Genomic DNA, 18922 nt, shown 5'->3' on the forward strand with positions numbered 1-18922 from the left:
AAAAAAAGAAATAGTGGGTAAAGTCACCCGTCGATGACCTTACCCACTAATCTTAGTATGTTTGTGTTCCGGCGCACGCTGGTTTGCATCCTTTTTTAATGATTGCAAGCCGGACTGTTTCTGACTTTTGAACCCGTTTCTCCTGACAATAGGTCCCCTCCAGTCGACTCAATAACTTCATTGGTTACTTCACGGGCAATTGTGCCGGTTACGAGTTGTAGTACATCATTTACAACAATTTGCGTTTCTTTGAATTCCTGAACAACTGGAATAGCATCAATTTCCTGCTGCAATCGGTCAATTTCGGCTTCAACCTTTTTCAACGCCTCTTTCTTTTCGTAGGCTTGAAAATTAACCGCTTGTTTTTGCAATGCTTTAATTCGTGTAATTAACTGCTGTACTTTTTGATTCTCGTTTATCTTCGCCTCAACTTGTTTAAAACGATCAATTTCTTCTGTACTGGCCAGCATGTTTGCCAGTTTTTTTGCCTGATCCAATACTTGTGAACGTGTATATTCCGCCATTTATTTCACCTCGACCGTATTTTCTGCCATCACGCCATCCAATGACCATGTCTTTGCTTCTGTTATTTTCACATCAACAATACTGCCAATTGCCGACTTTGGTCCTTTAAAATTAACCAGTTTATTTTTTTCTGTATATCCGGCAAGTACATCAGGGTCTTTCTTACTTTCCCCTTCCACCAGCACTTTCACTGTTTTTCCGGCATACTTTTTCATTGCTTCCGCCGACTGTTTGTTTACCAGTTCATTTAAACGATACAGGCGTTGTTTTTTGACTTCTTCCGTTACATCGTCTTTTTTTCGTGCTGCCGGTGTACCTTCCCGCGGTGAATAAATAAATGTATAGGCGGACTCAAACCCGACTTCTTCTACAAGTGACATCGTTTCTTCAAATTGTTCATCTGTTTCATTCGGAAATCCAACAATAATATCCGTTGTCAGCGTAGCATTTGGCATTGCCTGGCGAATTTTGCGCACCAGTTCCAAATATTCTTCCCGGGTATACTTACGATTCATTTTTTTCAATATCTGACTGCTTCCAGATTGGACTGGCAAATGAATATGATCAAGCAAATTACCTCCCTTTGCCAGTACTTCAATCAGCCGGTCATCGAAATCACGCGGATGGGAAGTGGTGAATCGAACCCTCGGAATATCAATCTTATGAATGTCATCCATCAGATCACCAAGGCCATAAGTAATATCGGTGAAATCTTTTCCATAAGCATTCACATTTTGTCCAAGCAGCGTTACTTCCTGATAGCCTTGTGCTGCAAGATGCCGGATCTCCTGAATAATATCTTCCGGTCGGCGACTGCGTTCTTTCCCGCGCGTCATCGGTACAATACAATACGTACAAAACTTGTCACAGCCATACATTATGTTTACCCATGCTTTTATTTTACCTTTTCGTGCTTTTGGCAGATTTTCAATAATGTCGCCTTCCTTGGACCACACTTCAACAACCTTTTCCTTACCAAACATGGCTTCTTTCAATAACTGTGGTAATCGGTGGATATTATGAGTACCAAAAATAAGATCCACTTGCGGATGTTTCTTCATGATCCGGTTAACAACTGATTCTTCCTGGGACATACAACCACAAACACCCAGAATTAAATCGGGTTTCTCCAGCTTCAATGGTTTCAGATGACCAATTTCGCCAAACACTTTATTTTCGGCGTTTTCACGAATCGCACATGTATTCAATAAAATGATGTCGGCTTCATTGGTGTCTGATGTGGATTCATACCCCATATCCGTTAAAATACCTGCTATCACTTCTGTATCGTGCTCATTCATTTGACAGCCATATGTGCGAATAAGAAACTTTTTGCCCTCTCCAATATTTTCCATATCCTCAGGAATCGAAAAATCGTAATGTACGGTTACTTCATCACGTCCGCGTTTTCTGGCTTTATTCAAATTTGGTGGTTCATAGGTTGTTTCAAAGTATTTTGCGAAATCGGCGCTCGTTTTTTCACTAAGCGGTTTATCCTGTCCGGATTTTCTGTCCGCAGTATTCACCTGCTTGATTTGCGATTGTTCTTTTCGCTGTTGTTCGTTCATAACGATGCTCCTTTTAAACTAAAAGTTGATTCTAAACTTGTGCATTCATTATTACAGTATAATACCTATATCCACATTAAACAACATAAGCAGATAAACCGCAAATGAAAACTTTCCATCGTTTTGGTGCCTTTGTATTTCCTCATAAAAATAGTGTTACGCATTTGTTACGTAACACTTATCGTCATCCATAAATTACAAAAATAAAACCGTATTATTATCTGGGCTCAACAATTAACTTGATCGCTGTACGTTCCTCGTTATCAATCATAATATCGGTAAAGGCTGGAATGCAAATCAGATCAACTCCACTGGGTGCTACAAACCCTCTGGCTATTGCTACCGCTTTCACAGCTTGATTTAATGCTCCCGCCCCGATTGCCTGAATCTCTGCTGAACCACGTTCTCGTAAAACATTCGCGAGTGCACCTGCTACTGAATTTGGACTTGATTTGGCTGACACTTTTAATATTTCCATTACTAGTACCTCCTTCATTTACTAATGTCGTCCTATTGTAACTATATTCCCGGAGTTGATAGCTTATTACCTTTATTATGCAGGAATGATTCAAATAATTCAAATATTAACCAAAGAACGGATGATCATCATTAATCAAAATTCGCTCTACACGGGATGCTTGCCCTGTTTTTTCGTCAATGGTCGTAATGACACCATTTAACTGTGTTCTTCCCTTTTTATCCACTTCGAAACGTACTGGCAAGCTGGTTAAAAATTTCTTCAACACTGCTTCCTTATCCGTGCCCAGTATCGCATCATAAGGTCCTGTCATACCTGCATCTGTAATGTATGCGGTTCCCTGTGGCAGAATACGCTCATCTGCTGTTTGCGTATGTGTATGGGTACCAACAATCGCACTAACCCGCCCATCCACATACCAGCCCATTGCTTGTTTTTCACTGGTAGCTTCAGCATGGAAGTCCAGAAAAATGAGATTTGTCTGTTGTTTAGCTTCAGCAATTAATTGATCCACTTTTCGAAACGGATCATCCAAAGCTGGTAGAAAGGTTCGCCCTTGCAGATTAAGCACTGCAACCTTAATCCCGTTTAAATGATAATACACGATCCCTTTTCCAGGTGTTCCCTCAGGAAAGTTGGCTGGGCGGATCATATATTTGGCATCATCGATAAATGCAAAAATATCTTTTTTATCCCATGTATGATTGCCCATCGTAATTACCTGGGCACCCCATTCCAAAAATTGCTTATAAATTTTTTCAGTAATTCCTTTTCCGGATGCAGCATTCTCACCATTGACAATAATCATGTGGGGACGGTACTTTTCTTTCAACTTGGGTAAATATTCCTGTACCATATCACGTCCTGGTGATCCAACAACATCACCAATAAACAAAATTTTCATTCTTCCTACTCATCCTATCCAATATTATATTATAAGTGTTTCATACTAAAAATGTACTTGTCAAAACAAAGGCGTAAGTGCTGGTTTGCTAGTCGCTGGGCGCTGGAGCCGGACGAGGCTTTCTCTGGTATAACCAATATAGCCATGAATTTTACGTTTCTTAACCCTGAAAATACAATAAAAGCGGTCAGATCGACCGCTTTTATATAAAATCCTATTTCGCATATTCCACTGCCCTTGTTTCCCGTATCACGGTCACTTTAATGTGTCCCGGATAGTCAAGTTCACCCTCAATTTGTTTCCGGATCTCCCGGGCAATCCGTACCGACTCAATATCGTCAACTTCATCCGGTTTTACGATAATACGAATTTCTCTTCCCGCCTGGATAGCAAATGATTTTTCTACTCCAGTGAAGGATTCAGAAATCTCTTCCAGTTTTTCCAAACGTTTAATATAATTTTCGAGTGTCTCGCTTCGGGCGCCTGGACGTGCAGCAGATAGTGCATCGGCTGCCGCCACAAGTACAGCAATGATTGATGTCGGTTCTTCATCACCGTGATGGGAAGCAATGGAATTGATCACCACGTCATGTTCTTTATACTTGATGGCCAGTTCTTTGCCAATTTCCACATGGCTGCCTTCTACTTCATGATCGATTGCTTTACCAATATCATGAAGTAATCCGGCCCGTCTTGCCAGTGTTTCATCTTCTCCTAGCTCAGCGGCTAACAGCCCAGTTAAATATGCCACTTCTGTGGAATGCTTTAACACATTTTGACCATAACTTGTACGGTATTTTAGACGACCAAGTATTTTTACCAAATCCGGATGCAGGCCATGCACCCCGACCTCAAATGTTGTTTCCTCACCAACTTCTCGTATATATTCATCAACTTCGCGTCTGGCTTTGTCCACCATTTCTTCAATTCTGGCTGGATGGATTCTGCCATCCTGTACGAGTTTCTCCAATGCCATACGAGCGGTTTCTCTCCGAATTGGATCGAACCCTGATAAAATAACTGCTTCTGGAGTATCATCGATGATTAAATCGATCCCTGTCAATGTTTCTAACGTACGTATATTTCGGCCTTCACGTCCGATGATACGGCCTTTCATTTCATCATTGGGAAGGTTTACAACAGATACAGTGGTTTCAGCAACGTGGTCTGCAGCACAACGTTGTAACGCAAGGGAAAGAATACTTTTTGCTTTTTTATCAGCTTCTTCTTTCGCACGATTTTCCGCTTCTTTTACCATTAAAGCTGTTTCGTGTGATACCTCTTGTTCAATCCGCTCTAAAATAACCTGCCTTGCCTGGTCGGTAGTGTATCCTGAAATGCGTTCAAGCTCCGTTTGCTGCTCATGAATCATAGCTTCCACTTTGCTTTCCATTTCTTCAATTTGTTGTTGTTTTTCGGTAAGCGATTGTTCCTTCTTCTCTAACAAGAGTTCTCGCTTGTCCAGTGTTTCACTCTTTCTGTCCAGATTTTCTTCTTTTTGTGTCAGACGGTTTTCCTGCTTTTGTATTTCGTTTCTTCTTTCTCTTAACTCATCCTCTGTCTGCTGACGAAGTTTATGATTTTCATCCTTCGCCTCAAGAAGTGCTTCTTTCTTGGCGGCATCCGCATTTCGGTGTGCTTCATCAACGATTTGATTAGCCAGATTTTCCGCACTGGAAATTTTGGCTTCAGCAATCGATTTACGAATCCAATAACCAACAATACCAAAGATTAGGGCAAGCAAAATGGAGATGATAATGTAAGTGATGTCCATAATTTCACCTCCCCTTGCTATAAAGTTGTACTAGAGGATGTTCAAAAATCCTGGTAAAAATAACGCTTCGAGATAGGGGAAACCTCGACTAAGTGCTGACGTCCTGTGGAAAATCGGAATTGCAACAGGGCGCCTGAGACGTTAGCCGGCCTCGACTTTTTTATCCTCTTTTTGAACACGCTCTACTATTCATTATTGTCGGCATGTACCATGTTCAATAAATAAATAACAGAAATTGTATAATATAAGATATAAAATTATACATACTAATTTTAAGCGTCATAACAGCCTATGTCAAGGAAACGTCACAATATATTTGGTATGGTAAAAATGGGGCTGCAAAAAACAAGCCCCTTGCCACTAAAATGGACAAAGGACTTATTTGATCATACCTATATTCCCTCAAGCAAACTTTAGATTGACATTAAACATCCAATGTGCCTTGCTCTTGTTCAGCATCAGCAGATTCTTCATCTATTTCGTCCAAATGATAGTGTTCCCGGATCGCATGATGAATCTCTGCAGCCATATCTTCGTTTTCGTTTAAAAATTGCTTGGCATTTTCTCGTCCCTGACCAAGACGTTCCTCATTATACGAATACCATGCACCACTCTTTTTGACGATATCCAAATCGGAACCAATATCTAGGATTTCACCTTCTTTGGAAATTCCTTCGCCATACATGATATCTACTTCCGCCTGTTTAAACGGTGGTGCCACCTTATTTTTAACTACTTTGATTCTGGCTTTATTACCTACCATATCATTACCTTGCTTCAGCGTTTCGGCACGGCGGACTTCCAATCGTACAGATGAATAAAACTTTAATGCGCGGCCACCGGGAGTTGTCTCCGGATTACCGAACATCACGCCAACTTTTTCGCGTATTTGGTTAATAAAGATTGCTGTTGATTTTGACTTATTAATTGCACCGGATAACTTTCTCAGTGCTTGTGACATAAGCCGTGCCTGCAAACCAACATGGGAATCTCCCATTTCGCCTTCGATTTCAGCTTTCGGAACTAAAGCGGCAACCGAATCTATTACAAGTATGTCTACTGCACCACTTCTTACCAGTGCTTCGGCAATCTCCAGCGCCTGTTCACCAGTGTCTGGCTGGGATAGCAGCAGCTCATCAATGTCAACGCCTAAGGCACGGGCATAGGTAGGATCGAGTGCATGTTCCGCGTCTATAAACGCTGCTTGTCCGCCTTTTTTCTGTGCCTCAGCGATTGCATGAAGTGCTACAGTTGTCTTCCCTGATGATTCCGGCCCGTAAATTTCGACTACCCGTCCACGTGGGTAACCGCCAATCCCTAATGCTACGTCCAATGCAAGTGAACCGCTTGGAATGGTTTCAATCTTTCGTATCGGTTCTTCACCCAGCTTCATAATCGAGCCTTTTCCAAATTGCTTTTCGATTTGACGTAATGCCATATCTAAAGCTTGTTTTCTATCGCTCAATGGTCGTACCTCCCCTTAAAATCAACTATATCTATCATAACTTGTTTTTCGGGTTTTGCCAACAAAAAAGTCGAATAAACGTTCTTGTGTTTTATCCGACTTTTTTGCACGAAAAACATATTTTAATGTAACAGTTGGCTTAAAAATAAGATTTTCACCCTATCTAATGCCTTCATTTTACTATTTTAGATAGTGAAAAAGAAGTTCATAGCCTTTGATAACTGATTTTTTTCTTACTGCTTGACGATTACCAGCAAAAGTGTATTTTTTTACCTGTCGATATCCATCACGGTTAATCAATGCAATATAAACGGTACCAGCCTCTTTCCCTTCAATTGTATCGGGTCCGGCAACCCCGGTGAAACTGATACCAACCGTTGCATCCAATTGATTGCTGGCATTCAAAGCCATTTCCAAGGCACATTCCTCACTGACTGTCCCTTTTTCCTGAATGGTATGATGAGAAACGTGCAATACTTTTTCTTTCACTTGCGTATCATAACAGACGATACCACCGGCAAAAGCGGCAGATGCCCCTTCTACTGCAACAAGCTGGTCAGAAAATTTGCCGCCAGTCAAGCTTTCGGCTGCTGCCAGTGTCCATCCTTTTTGCTTAAGCCGTTGAAACACATTACCTTCCAATGTGTCGTCATCCACACCATAACAATACGTACCAACTTTTTGCATGATCTGTTTTTTGGTTTCTTCGATTAAACGTGCTGCCGATTTAGTTGTGTCTGCTTTAGCTGTAATCCTTATGGAAACACCGGGGTCTTGGGCTAACGGCGCAATGGTTGGATTTGTCTGCTGTTCAATAATTGTTTTTAGCTCATGCTCCAACTGAGATTCACCAATCCCGATAAACCGCAGCATAATGGATTGAATAACCGTACGTTCTCCTGTCTGCTTTAAAATAGCCGGGAGCACATGATCCGTTATCATAGGTTTCATTTCCCTTGGGACACCTGGTGTGAATACCCACATCTTGCCTTCATGGGAAACGATCATTCCTGGTGCCATCCCGACACGATTTGGAATCACTTCCGCTCCGGCAAAAACGCGTGCCTGTTTTGTATTATTCGGTGTCATACTGCTATGTTGTTTTTGAAAAAAAGCGGTAATCTTATCCATTGATGGTTTATGTTCCACCATTTCCAAATGTGTCAGGCTTTGAAATGCTTCTCTTGTTAAATCATCATCTGTTGGCCCCAAACCGCCCGTCACAATGATGACATCCGAGCGGCTTTGTGCCTGGGCAAATTGCGCCCGTACACGGTCAAGATTATCACCAACAACCGAATGATGATAAATATCCATTCCCGCCAGTGCCAACTGCTGGGAAATCCATTGTGCATTTGTATTGGCAATCTGACCAAGTAATAATTCTGTTCCAACTGCAATAATTTCTGATTTGATCTGTTTACTCATTTCGAATCCCTCATTACATTCCAATTTTTAGCAAAATAATCATATCCTGAAAGAATCGTAAAGAATAATGCTACATATAACATCACCATATCAAATGGGAAGTTGACAAATGCAAATGGGAAATTATGCAGGAGCAATAGAATAATGGCCACAAGTTGGGTAACTGTTTTTAATTTACCAAGCTTACTTGCCGCAAGCACAATCCCTTCGCCTGCTGCCACCAGTCGTAATCCCGTTACCGCAAACTCCCTGCTGATAATAATAATGACCACCCATGCAGGGGCAAGATCCATTTCCACCAATAAAATAAGTGCTGCCGATACCAACAATTTATCCGCTAATGGATCAAGAAACTTTCCTAAATTAGTAACCAAATGATGCTTCCTTGCATAATTTCCATCAATCCAGTCAGTTGTCGATGCAACAATAAATAACAATGCCGCAACAAAATCCACAACCGGTAAAACCGTCTCACCCATTTGCCATTCACCCCAATGGAATGGGACACTAAGCAAGATGATAAAAATCGGAATCAGACAAATCCGGGAAAGGGTAATTCGATTGGGTATATTCATGATTATGTTCGCCTCCTATGTATGAATCGACCGTTGCTTGTAAAGACCCTTCCGCTTTGATTGAAGGGAAGGGTTAACAAATCACGGGATGGATGCGGTCTTTAGTTCGATACGTATCATAGACCGCATCTCCAATTATTCCGAATCCGGGTTTAAATCAATCCATATTTTTTGATGGACATATTGCTCCGGATCAACCGGATATTCCAATTCTGTGCCATTTACAGTAATTGTAAGCGCAGGCGCATTGCCAACATTCAAGTGGATCCGGCCATCATCTGAGACATCAAATTCCTGTGGTGAATTGTCCGCTGACAGTTCTTGTTCAAAATATGATTCCCCATCACTATTTTGCACACCCAAATAGGTCGCCTCATCCGCTTTCAACTGTATTTTGACTTTGTCGTCCGCGTTTTCCAGTTTCATAGTCGATTCAGGGCTTGCACCTGTCCCTTTTTCCACTACGGTCAGCTTCGGCTCATCAGTATCGCTTTTTTCCTTCTTGTCGGCATTATCTTGATCTTCATCGGAATCATCGTCCGCATCATCTGTTTCTTTGTTTCCCTCGTCATTGTCATCGGAATTGAAGGTTATTTCATTATCGTCCGGACTATCAACTGGTTCACCGCTGCCCCCTGCAGTTGCTTCTTTATAAAAATACCAGGCTGCAAACACAATACCTACGACTAATACAATAACAATAATCGTTGGTAAAAAGGATAAAAATGTTGGACTTTTTGTTGCTGCGTTTTCTCTTCTTGAACGTTGAATCCGCGTATACTGTACGTTGTCATCTTCCTCCGTTTGCGGAATCTCCTCTTGAAATTCATCTAATAGTTCATTGGGATCCAACCCCACAGCGGCAGCATATTCTTTGATAAATGCCCGTGCATAAAATTTACCTGGAAGTATATCAAATTTCCCTTCCTCAATGGCCGTTAAATACCGCTTTTGGATCTTCGTTGTTTCTTGTATACTTTCCAATGATAAATTCTTCCCGATTCTCGCCTCTCTTAATCTTTCGCCTATTTCCATACATAACACCATCCATTTTAAAAATCAAACATAGAAAAACCATTCCCCTGACCAAATTGCTTATTTTCCACCGGGTCATATGTAATTTCCTCATCATGATTGCTGCGCAGTTCAATGATGTAATCAAAATCATCAAGTTCATATTCAGTCGATTGAATAAAAATATCTGGATGTTCCACAACCTTGACAGCGGGGATCCGCATAATTTCCCGGATTAATTGCCAGTGTTTTTCATTGGCTCTTCTCGTTGAAACAATACCATCAATAATATATAAATGATCACTGCCATATTCATCTTGGATTAATTGATTCCGGATGGTTTGCTTAAGTAATGTACTTGAAACAAATAACCAGCGTTTATTCGCACAAACGCTTGCCGCAACTACTGACTCAGTCTTTCCAACACGTGGCATTCCCCGGATTCCAATTAATTTATGGCCTTCTTTTTTATATAATTCAGCCATAAAATCGACCAATAAGCCTAATTCATTTCGAACAAATCGAAATGTTTTACGGTCATCGATATCACTGTGAATATATCGGCCATGTCTTACCGCCAACTTATCACGTAACTTAGGTTTCCTCAATTTCGTTAAATTTATGGTATCCATTGTTTGTAAAATTGTTTTTAAACGGGTTATTTCTTCATCACTTTCTGATAGAAGCAGCATTCCGCGCCGGGAATTTTCCACACCATTTATCGAGACAATGTTAATCGATAGCATTCCCAATAAAGAGGAGATGTCTCCCAATAATCCAGGGCGGTTGTCTTGAATTTCATACTCAAAATACCATTCTTTTTTTTCCATAGTCTGCTCCTTTGTTACAAAACTGTAAAGCACATTCTACTCTATAATAAATGATTTTTCGCCATCTGAAAAGCAAATTATATAAGATTCATAGATAATTTAGAGGGTTGCTCTTTCCCAGTTGGCTAACGTTGACTCACCTGTATCCTGCAGACGGAAAAAAGAAGCTGAATGACTATTCCTCCAGCTTCTTTTCATGAAACATTTAATGTGAATTTCCTTGTTGTTCAACAAGCTTAACCATTGAGCTGGCAATCGCATGTTGCTCATCTTCGGAAGCGGCGTTCCATAATTCATGTAATACTGCTTCTTCATCATTTTTAGCATCTACGTGATCCGCAAGATAGTCGCCTACTTCATACGCTAAATTATCAATGGTTTCCTGACTCATGCCATTTTGTTTGGCCTGTTGCAAACGATTCGCTAAAAAGTCTTTCCAATTGTCGAAGTTGTTTAAAACGGACATTGGTCCAGCCCTCCTTTTTTTCATATTTAGTATTTAGCATCATCTTTAGTCTATACATGAAAAAAATAAAGAAATGCTGAAAAGCTTACCACCCGCCATTTACTTCGATAATTTCTCCCTGAATATAGGCTGACTTCTCATCAAGCAAAAAACGGACAACATTGGCGATCTCCTCGGGTTTACCTGCCCGGTTAATGGGGATTTGTTCCACAACAGCTTCTTTTTCTTGTTCGGTCAGGGAATTATTCATTTTGGTATCAATAAATCCCGGACTAACAGCATTGACCGAAACACCACTGATGGCAACTTCTTTGGCTAATGCTTTTACAAAACTGTTTTGGGCACCCTTAACTGATGAATACATTACCTCATTACTTGCTCCTGTGCGCCCCCAAATAGACGTAATAAAAATGATCGATCCTGCATGTCTGGCAATCATTTTTGGTAATATGGATTTCGTTATCAGCCATGGTGCCTTTACATGCAAATGCAGCATGTCATCCATCTCAGCAGAACTTGCTTGCTGGAACAATCCATAATAAGCGGTACCACTGGCAAAAATAAGTGCATCAACCGGAAACACCAAATGATCCAAAAGTGTTGTTAGTCCATCAGTGGTGGTAAGATCCGCCTGTACCTCCAGCAATATCTTTTCTGGCAAGACATGATTCCGTAAATGTTCGATTGCCTGTTTATTCTGATTGTAATGGAGCATTAGCTGGCAGCCATCGTCGGCAAGGGTTGTTGCAATCGCCCTCCCGATGGCACCACTCGCTCCGATAATGAGCACATTTTTTTCCATAATAGTTTCCTATGCTCCTGCAATGTTGCATACGGTTAACTGTTCTTGATGAATCCAATTTTGAATAAACTGGTTAACCTCATCCAATGTAAACGATTGGATCGTTGGAATGAGGTCAAATAAATCAGCTCCGACTGTATGGTAATGGATAAATTTATTGGCAACATACTCTAACGAATTCATGCCACGCAATAATTGACCAATTTTTTTCTTTTTCATTCGAGTGAATTCTTCCTCTGTTAAATTCATGTCATTGGTGCTGATTAACAGCTGTTTCACTGTTTCGGCAAATCGTTTTGGATCGTGTGTATTACTGCCAATCAAAGAATAACCAAAATTTTTCTCCAGGCTGGTTTCATAAAAGAAGCTGGAATCGATCAACTTTTCTTCATACAGCTTTTGATAAAATGGGCCGCCTGTTGAAAAGAAATGATCCAAAATCATGCCTTGCAACAGATCTTTTTTTAAAAATGCATCGCCGTTTAATTCGGTTGCGGATTCTTTTATACCAATGGTGCATTTGGGGACGGAAACTGGCATGGTTATGGTATGTTCAGCTGTTGCGACTTCCCGGGGTTCTGCTGGATAATTACGCTCGATTTCATCCATTTTTTGAAAATCCTTTTGTGCCTGATTTTGTTTAATTAATTGCATCATTTTCTCTGGATCAAAATTACCCGCGATAAACAGAGTCATATTCTCAGGATGATAAAATGTGTTATAACATGTATACAAATCATCTTTGGTAATCGCACTAATGGACTCGACTGTACCGGCAATATCGATTTTCACGGCATGTTTTTGAAACATCCCTTTTATTGCACCCATAAATGCCTGCCAATCCGGCTGATCATCATACATTTTAATTTCCTGACCAATAATCCCCTTTTCTTTCTCCACCGACTGTTCGGAAAAATAAGGATCCTGCACAAAATTAAGCAATGTCTCTACATTTGTTTCCACATTTGTAGTAGCGGTAAACAAATACGCCGTTTTCGTAAATGATGTATAGGCATTGGCTGAAGCCCCTTGTTTACCAAAATCAGCAAACACGTCACGATCTTTTTTTTCAAACATTTTATGTTCCAGAAAATGCGCAACCCCTTCTGGAACTGTGATTTCTTCATCTTGCTGAATCGGGACAAAGGTCTGATCAATTGACCCATAGTTGGTTGAAAAAATGGCATATGTTTTGGCCATCTCCGGCTTTGGTAACAAAAATACGGTTAACCCGTTATCAAGTTTTTCTGAATATAAGGTTTCCTTAATATCTTGATAGGTTTGTTTATTCATCGGACTTCCCCCCATTTGTGGTTAATAAGTAAACCGTATCCAATTCAATTTTTTGGGCAACCCGAATAATCTCATCCTTGGTAACCTGCTTAATTCCCTCAATAAGCTGATCAGGTGATAATTCACGCTTACCTGCCACTTGTTGATAGAGCAGCTCAATAATTCCTTGTTGATTATCCATTGTTTCCAGTAATTGGTTCACGATTAATCCTTTGGTTTCTTCGATTTGCTCCTCGGTAAAGTCCCCTTGTTTCATCGCCTGCATTTGCAGTTCAATGATTTCTCTTGCCTGTTCATAATCACCAGGTGCAATCCCGCTAAACACAAACAACAGACCCTTGTGACTTTCAATCCGTGATGATGCATAATAAGCTAAACTGTGTTTCTCCCGTACATTCAGAAATAACTTGGAGTTAGGAAAACCGCCAAACATTCCGTTAAATACCTGAAGTGCAAAATAATCATTGTCACGGTAGGTAATATTCGTCCGGTAACCCAAGTGTAATTTAGCTTGCTGAACATCCTGCTTTTCAACAACCGTACGTGGGTTGCCATGTTCCTTGGCGACATCTGCTGCATCAATGTCATTTCCACGCTGTGCACTCGTAGTGTTACGCTCCATGTATTGCGTCAATTTATCTTTGATAAGCTCGCTATCCACGTCACCTGATACATAAATATCCAGCTGATCATCGGTTAACATCTCCTGATAGTACTGATACAGATTATCAGGGGTGATATTATTGAGATCCTCTTCATATCCGTGTACATGCAAACGATAGATTTCATCTGCACACATTTCATCCACTAACCTCATATTGGCATAACTCATTTTGTCATCAATAAGCGCGTGGATTCTTTGCAGCAATGTTTCCTTCTCCCGGTCGACAATGGATTTATCAAACGACCCATTTGCAGTATGGGGATGAAAAATCACTTCATTTAATAAATCAAGTGCATCTTCCATAACAGCAGACTCACCAGATATAAATTTATCGTTAGCAACCTCCAGCCGGACACTGAGAATATGCTGATTTCCCTTTTTCATACTGTCAATTGATAAAACCGCTCCATATAGTTGATCCAGCTGCTCCTGCAATTTACTTCTTGTTGGATATGTTTTTGTACCTTGTTTTAGGACAAATGGCATGAGCGCACGTTTGGTAATGGTTTGTTTGTTTAAAGGAGCTTTAAATTTCGCCGCAAATGCGATTGTTTTGTATTTTTGATTGGGAATCACATGCAAATGAAATCCATTTTCCCAAAAGACTTGTTCCTTTAATTTATTCATTGATTAACCTCCCATTTATGTACTATCTTATTTATTATCTACATATAGGTTATGCTGTTCTCTTAATTATTATAGGCTATTTATGCCAAAAAACAAAAAACCAACCCATTTGAATTATAAAAAAGCAATATTACTGCAAAAAGTAATATTGCCTTTCCCAAGTTTTTATGAGGATCTTTCCTCGGCGTTTTGCGACACAAGTACCTTTCTCGGTTTGCTTCCTTCATAAGGACCAACAATCCCCCGATCTTCCATTGCATCAATGAGTCTTGCCGCCCGAGTATAACCAATCCTGAAACGCCGCTGCAACATCGATACACTGGCACTCTGCATTTCAGTAATCAGTTGGACCGCGTCATCATACAAGTCATCATCAACTTCAGAAGAAACTTCCGGGTTATCTTCCGGTATCATTTCTTCTTGGTAGGTGGCTTTTTGTTGATCGATACAATGATCCACAACGCGCTCGACTTCCTCGTCGGAAAGAAAAGCCCCCTGCACCCTGGTCGGTTTTGATGCACCGACAGGAACGTACAGCATGTCCCCCCGTCCAAGCAGTTTTTCTGCACCGCCGGTATCCAGAATGGTTCTTGAATCTGTTGCCGAGGAAACACTAAAAGCAATTCGGGATGGAATATTTGCTTTGATCACTCCGGTAATGACATCAACAGACGGCCTTTGCGTAGCGATAATCAAATGAATTCCTGCCGCTCTGGCCATCTGGGCAAGCCGTGTAATAGAATCCTCTACATCATTTGATGCAACCATCATCAGATCGGCCAATTCGTCAACTAAAACAACTATATACGGCAGACTCGGTTGTTGGTCTTCTTCGGCATTAGTTTGATTATATTTATGGATGAACTCGTTATACCCTTCAATATTTCGGGTACCTGTCTCCGAAAATAAATCATACCGCCGTTCCATTTCAGCGACTACTTTTTTCAATGCTTGTGATGCTTTTTTCGGATCGGTCACAACCGGTGCTAATAAGTGTGGTATGCCATTATAGACATTTAATTCCACCTTTTTCGGATCAATCATCATCATTTTAACCTCATGTGGTTTGGCTCGCATTAAAATGGTCGTAATGATCCCGTTCACACAGACACTTTTCCCGCTGCCTGTTGCCCCGGCAATTAACAAATGGGGCATCTTGTTTAATTCCCCAACGACCGCATCACCAGATATATCTCGTCCTAATGCAAATAACAGTTTACTTGACTGCTTCATGGTTGTATCCAAAACCTCACGTAATGACACCATGGCGACCTCCTGATTTGGCACTTCAATTCCTACAGCTGATTTTCCGGGAATTGGTGCTTCAATACGGATATCCTTTGCAGCCAAGGCAAGGGCCAAATCGTCGTGCAAACCAACTATTTTACTAACCTTAACTCCCGCTTCCGGCGATATTTCATATTTGGTTACCGCCGGGCCTACATTTACTTTCGTGATACGGGCCTTGACCCCGAAACTTTGAAAAGTACGTTCCAGTTTTCGTACGGTTGCCTGAATCTGTGATTTTTCCTGTTGCTGTGAATTGTGTGCTGGTTCGGCCAATAAGTTAGGAGATGGTAAGATATATTCATAGTTTTCCACCTCGGTCATTGGCATTGCAGAGAGATCAATATCATCAGCAGAGGATTTGCTGTCCGTTGGTGCAGGTTCGGATATTTGCTCGTGCTGTTCACTCGCTGGATTTGCCGATGGAGTTGCTTCAAATGAATATTGCACATCCGGGAAATCCTGAATAACCGGTTCCTCATTTTTTATCGTGTCTTTATCGGCATCCACTTCATCAAGAATTCGCTGTTCTTCTTTTGCAGCCTGTTTCTGTTCGCGATGATTTCCCCAGCGTTCTTTCAGTTTTTTCCAGCTTGATCCAAGCTTTTTGCTTTGCTTGGAAAAAAAATCGCCCATAGAAAACTCTGTCATAAAAATAATCCCGATCAATATGGAAAATACCGCCACAATCTTGGCTCCAACCGCAGAAAACAGGTAGTAACAAAAGGCTAATAGAATCGCACCAATCATTCCGCCACCTGTTTGTGCTGCAGTTCCCTCTCCATTTGCATAGTGAAAGAAATTGTCCCATGTTGCTTTAAGAATGGATGTATCCCCAATCAGTAATAACATCCGTTCAAACGTTTGAATGTGGGTCAACAGCAATCCACCCGCCAGAATAATATAAAATCCGATCATTTTTTTGTGGGTGAAATCCGGATATTTTCGCTTCACTAGTAAAAATATCCCAATGATTAATAGAACAATAGAAGCAATAAAATACCAGATTCCAAAGAAAAAACGGAATATATTTTCCAGGAAACCAGGTATTGCTCCATCACTAATCGAAGCAGCACCGCTTCCAAAGATCGCAATAAAAATAAACAATAACCCGAGCAATTCGAATTTCACTTGCTTTTTCAGCTGTTTTTTTCGTTTTTTTCGTTTCTTAGCCATTCATTTTCGCCTCCATTCGCCCAATGTTTAATGGAGAAACCCCTGCCATGAAAGCGACAAGGGTTAGCTGTCATTTATCAACAATTATAGCATAAATGGATGAAAGATATTACCAGTTTAGCGTAAAATAGTGCCAGGGGTTAATGTTCCGTCCAAAAAATCCTGTGGGTCGGAGGATATCAGCTGTAATAGCTGATAAGATCCATCATCTTGTTGTTCAACATAAAGTGCCCGCCCCTTATAGGAAACACACTGACGTTTTGCGTAATGTTTCTCAGAGCTAGGGAAGATATCCAATTCTGAAAGTGGTGTATATAGCATTATTGAATCACCTGCTCATCTTCATTTTTATTCTCTTTGATTAACTCATTTAATTTTCCCATGGCTTCCTTCACACCACCAACTCCATCAATTAATCCGTATTCTACAGCGTCAGTCCCAACAACATTTGTGCCGATATCGCGTGTCAGATTTCCTTTTGCAAACATTAGCTCTTTAAACTTTTCCTCTTTAATATTAGAATGATTAACAACAAAATTGATCACACGCTCCTGCATTTTTTCCATATATTCAAACGTTTGCGGAACACCAATCACCATTCCATTTAGACGGATTGGATGGATTGTCATGGTCGCTGTTGGAACAATAAACGAATAGGTGGTGGCTACAGAAATCGGTACTCCGATCGAATGTCCTCCACCGAGCACAACAGAAATAGTCGGTTTGGAAAGCGAAGCAATCATTTCGGATAAGGCCAGTCCCGCTTCAACATCCCCGCCAACAGTGTTTAACAGGACAACTAGTCCTTCAATTTTAGGATTTTGTTCAATAGCAATCAATTGTGGCAGTAAATGCTCATATTTGGTTGTCTTATTCTGCGGCGGCAACTGAACATGCCCTTCAACTTGGCCAATAATAGACAGCACATGGATATTGGAATCCGGTGCTTGTGGCAGATTAGATTGCCCAAGATGTTGAATTTTTTCAACTAACTCCGAACTTTTATTTTGGTCTTCCTGTGGCTGTTGTTCATTATTTGAATCATTTTGGTTCATTTCCGAGCACTCCTTTCTTTACATCACACTATACATAGTATGAACAAAAGGAGGAAGAACCATGCAATAAGAAAAGGTAAACCGGATGTGACCGATTTACCTGTCAATGTATTGTTTTAATTGTTGTTGTTCTGTTTCAGAAAGCGGTACGAGTGGTAACCGTACCGATCCTGTGTCAATCCCTTTCATTTGCAAAGCTGCCTTAACGGGTGCCGGTGACGGTGCTTTAAACAGGGCATTCATAACCGGCAACATCCGACGGTGAATGGATGCTGCTTTTTTCACTTCGCCATGTTGAAATGCTTGAATCATTTCGTTTAAATCATTACCAATAATATGAGATGCCACTGATATCACACCGGTTGCACCAATAGCAAGCATTGGCAGGGTTACACCATCCTCACCGGAATAAACAGTAAAATCATCGTCTGTTTGTTCAATAATTTCCGCGATTTGATCCAAGTCACCGCTTGCCGCTTTTACAGAAACAATATTATCCAGTTTACTCAGTTTAATAATCGTTTCCGCACTAATCGTTACGACTGAACGACCTGGTATATCGTAAAGGATAATCGGTAAGGATGTAACACTCGCAACTGCTTTAAAATGTTCATACATACCAGTTTGATTCGGTTTGTTATAGTATGGAGCGACAAGCATAATCCCATCCACACCACAGTTTTCTGCTTTTTTTGTTAAAGCTATGGAGCTTTGCGTATTATTACTCCCCGTTCCCGCTATCACTGGTACACGTTTATTAACAACTTGAACAACATGGGTAAACAAATTGACTTTTTCATCCTCGGTTAATGTTGGAGATTCCCCTGTTGTGCCAGCTACGACCAAACCTTGTGTTCCATGATTCAACAAATATTCAATTAAAACTGTTGTCTGTTCATAATCAATATTTCCCTCTGCATTGAACGGTGTTACCATTGCGGTCAAAACACTGCCAAAGTTCATGATCTTACTTCCTTTCTTTCCCTGATCT

General features: G+C 40.7%; 18 protein-coding genes. All 18 read right to left on the reverse strand.

Translation table 11 applies throughout. The annotated features are described in order from the left end of the window. Window positions 1-95: 95 nt before the first annotated feature. A complete protein-coding gene (locus ABRT01_RS10715) occupies window positions 96-524 on the reverse strand; it encodes a YlbF/YmcA family competence regulator (protein WP_269409201.1) in 429 nt (142 codons plus the stop codon). Next, window positions 525-2093, reverse strand: a complete 1569-nt coding sequence (miaB, locus tag ABRT01_RS10720) for a tRNA (N6-isopentenyl adenosine(37)-C2)-methylthiotransferase MiaB (RefSeq protein ID WP_269409202.1) — start codon at window positions 2091-2093, stop codon at window positions 525-527. A gap of 217 nt (window positions 2094-2310) precedes the next feature. After that, window positions 2311-2571 carry a stage V sporulation protein SpoVS gene (gene spoVS, locus ABRT01_RS10725; protein WP_028782854.1) on the reverse strand — a complete coding sequence of 87 codons (261 nt, stop codon included), beginning with the start codon at window positions 2569-2571 and terminating at the stop codon, window positions 2311-2313. Window positions 2572-2677: 106 nt separating this feature from the next. Continuing rightward, a complete protein-coding gene (locus tag ABRT01_RS10730; protein ID WP_367747100.1) occupies window positions 2678-3475 on the reverse strand; it encodes a TIGR00282 family metallophosphoesterase in 798 nt (265 codons plus the stop codon). Between the two features lie 214 nt (window positions 3476-3689). Continuing rightward, window positions 3690-5249 (reverse strand): ribonuclease Y, encoded by a 1560-nt coding sequence (gene rny, locus ABRT01_RS10735; RefSeq protein ID WP_269409204.1) that lies wholly within the window; start codon window positions 5247-5249, stop codon window positions 3690-3692. Between the two features lie 424 nt (window positions 5250-5673). Further along, a complete protein-coding gene (gene recA, locus ABRT01_RS10740) occupies window positions 5674-6714 on the reverse strand; it encodes a recombinase RecA (RefSeq protein ID WP_269409205.1) in 1041 nt (346 codons plus the stop codon). 180 nt (window positions 6715-6894) lie between these two features. Then, window positions 6895-8142, reverse strand: coding sequence for a competence/damage-inducible protein A (locus ABRT01_RS10745; RefSeq protein ID WP_269409206.1), 1248 nt, complete (start codon window positions 8140-8142; stop codon window positions 6895-6897). After that, window positions 8139-8717, reverse strand: a complete 579-nt coding sequence (gene pgsA, locus ABRT01_RS10750) for a CDP-diacylglycerol--glycerol-3-phosphate 3-phosphatidyltransferase (RefSeq protein WP_269409207.1) — start codon at window positions 8715-8717, stop codon at window positions 8139-8141. Before pgsA ends, ABRT01_RS10745 begins: the two co-directional genes overlap by 4 nt. A 135-nt stretch (window positions 8718-8852) precedes the next feature. Continuing rightward, window positions 8853-9752, reverse strand: a complete 900-nt coding sequence (locus ABRT01_RS10755) for a helix-turn-helix domain-containing protein (RefSeq protein WP_269409208.1) — start codon at window positions 9750-9752, stop codon at window positions 8853-8855. 17 nt (window positions 9753-9769) lie between these two features. Then, the gene (locus ABRT01_RS10760) at window positions 9770-10561 is read right to left on the reverse strand and encodes a DUF3388 domain-containing protein (protein WP_269409209.1); all 792 of its coding nucleotides are present in this window, start codon (window positions 10559-10561) and stop codon (window positions 9770-9772) included. Between the two features lie 205 nt (window positions 10562-10766). Beyond that, complete coding sequence (locus tag ABRT01_RS10765; RefSeq protein WP_269409210.1) at window positions 10767-11027, reverse strand: DUF3243 domain-containing protein; 261 nt, start codon at window positions 11025-11027, stop codon at window positions 10767-10769. A gap of 85 nt (window positions 11028-11112) precedes the next feature. Next, on the reverse strand, window positions 11113-11829 hold the full coding sequence (ymfI, locus tag ABRT01_RS10770; protein ID WP_269409211.1) for an elongation factor P 5-aminopentanone reductase: 717 nt from the start codon (window positions 11827-11829) through the stop codon (window positions 11113-11115). A gap of 9 nt (window positions 11830-11838) precedes the next feature. Further along, window positions 11839-13122 (reverse strand): EF-P 5-aminopentanol modification-associated protein YfmH, encoded by a 1284-nt coding sequence (gene yfmH / locus ABRT01_RS10775; protein ID WP_269409212.1) that lies wholly within the window; start codon window positions 13120-13122, stop codon window positions 11839-11841. Next, complete coding sequence (gene yfmF, locus ABRT01_RS10780; RefSeq protein ID WP_269409213.1) at window positions 13115-14413, reverse strand: EF-P 5-aminopentanol modification-associated protein YfmF; 1299 nt, start codon at window positions 14411-14413, stop codon at window positions 13115-13117. Before yfmF ends, yfmH begins: the two co-directional genes overlap by 8 nt. 165 nt (window positions 14414-14578) lie before the next feature. After that, window positions 14579-16876: an FtsK/SpoIIIE family DNA translocase gene (locus tag ABRT01_RS10785; RefSeq protein WP_269409214.1), complete on the reverse strand. Its 2298-nt coding sequence runs from the start codon at window positions 16874-16876 to the stop codon at window positions 14579-14581. Between the two features lie 117 nt (window positions 16877-16993). After that, on the reverse strand, window positions 16994-17197 hold the full coding sequence (locus tag ABRT01_RS10790; protein WP_269409215.1) for a YlzJ-like family protein: 204 nt from the start codon (window positions 17195-17197) through the stop codon (window positions 16994-16996). Then, the gene (locus tag ABRT01_RS10795; RefSeq protein WP_269409216.1) at window positions 17197-17931 is read right to left on the reverse strand and encodes a ClpP family protease; all 735 of its coding nucleotides are present in this window, start codon (window positions 17929-17931) and stop codon (window positions 17197-17199) included. The genes ABRT01_RS10790 and ABRT01_RS10795 overlap by 1 nt, the downstream gene beginning before the upstream one ends. A gap of 96 nt (window positions 17932-18027) precedes the next feature. Next, a complete protein-coding gene (gene dapA, locus ABRT01_RS10800; protein WP_269412545.1) occupies window positions 18028-18897 on the reverse strand; it encodes a 4-hydroxy-tetrahydrodipicolinate synthase in 870 nt (289 codons plus the stop codon). Window positions 18898-18922: the final 25 nt, after the last annotated feature.

Origin of the sequence: Lentibacillus sp. L22 (assembly GCF_040812445.1) — a bacterium.
GTDB classification, from domain to species: domain Bacteria; phylum Bacillota; class Bacilli; order Bacillales; family Amphibacillaceae; genus Lentibacillus_C; species Lentibacillus_C daqui.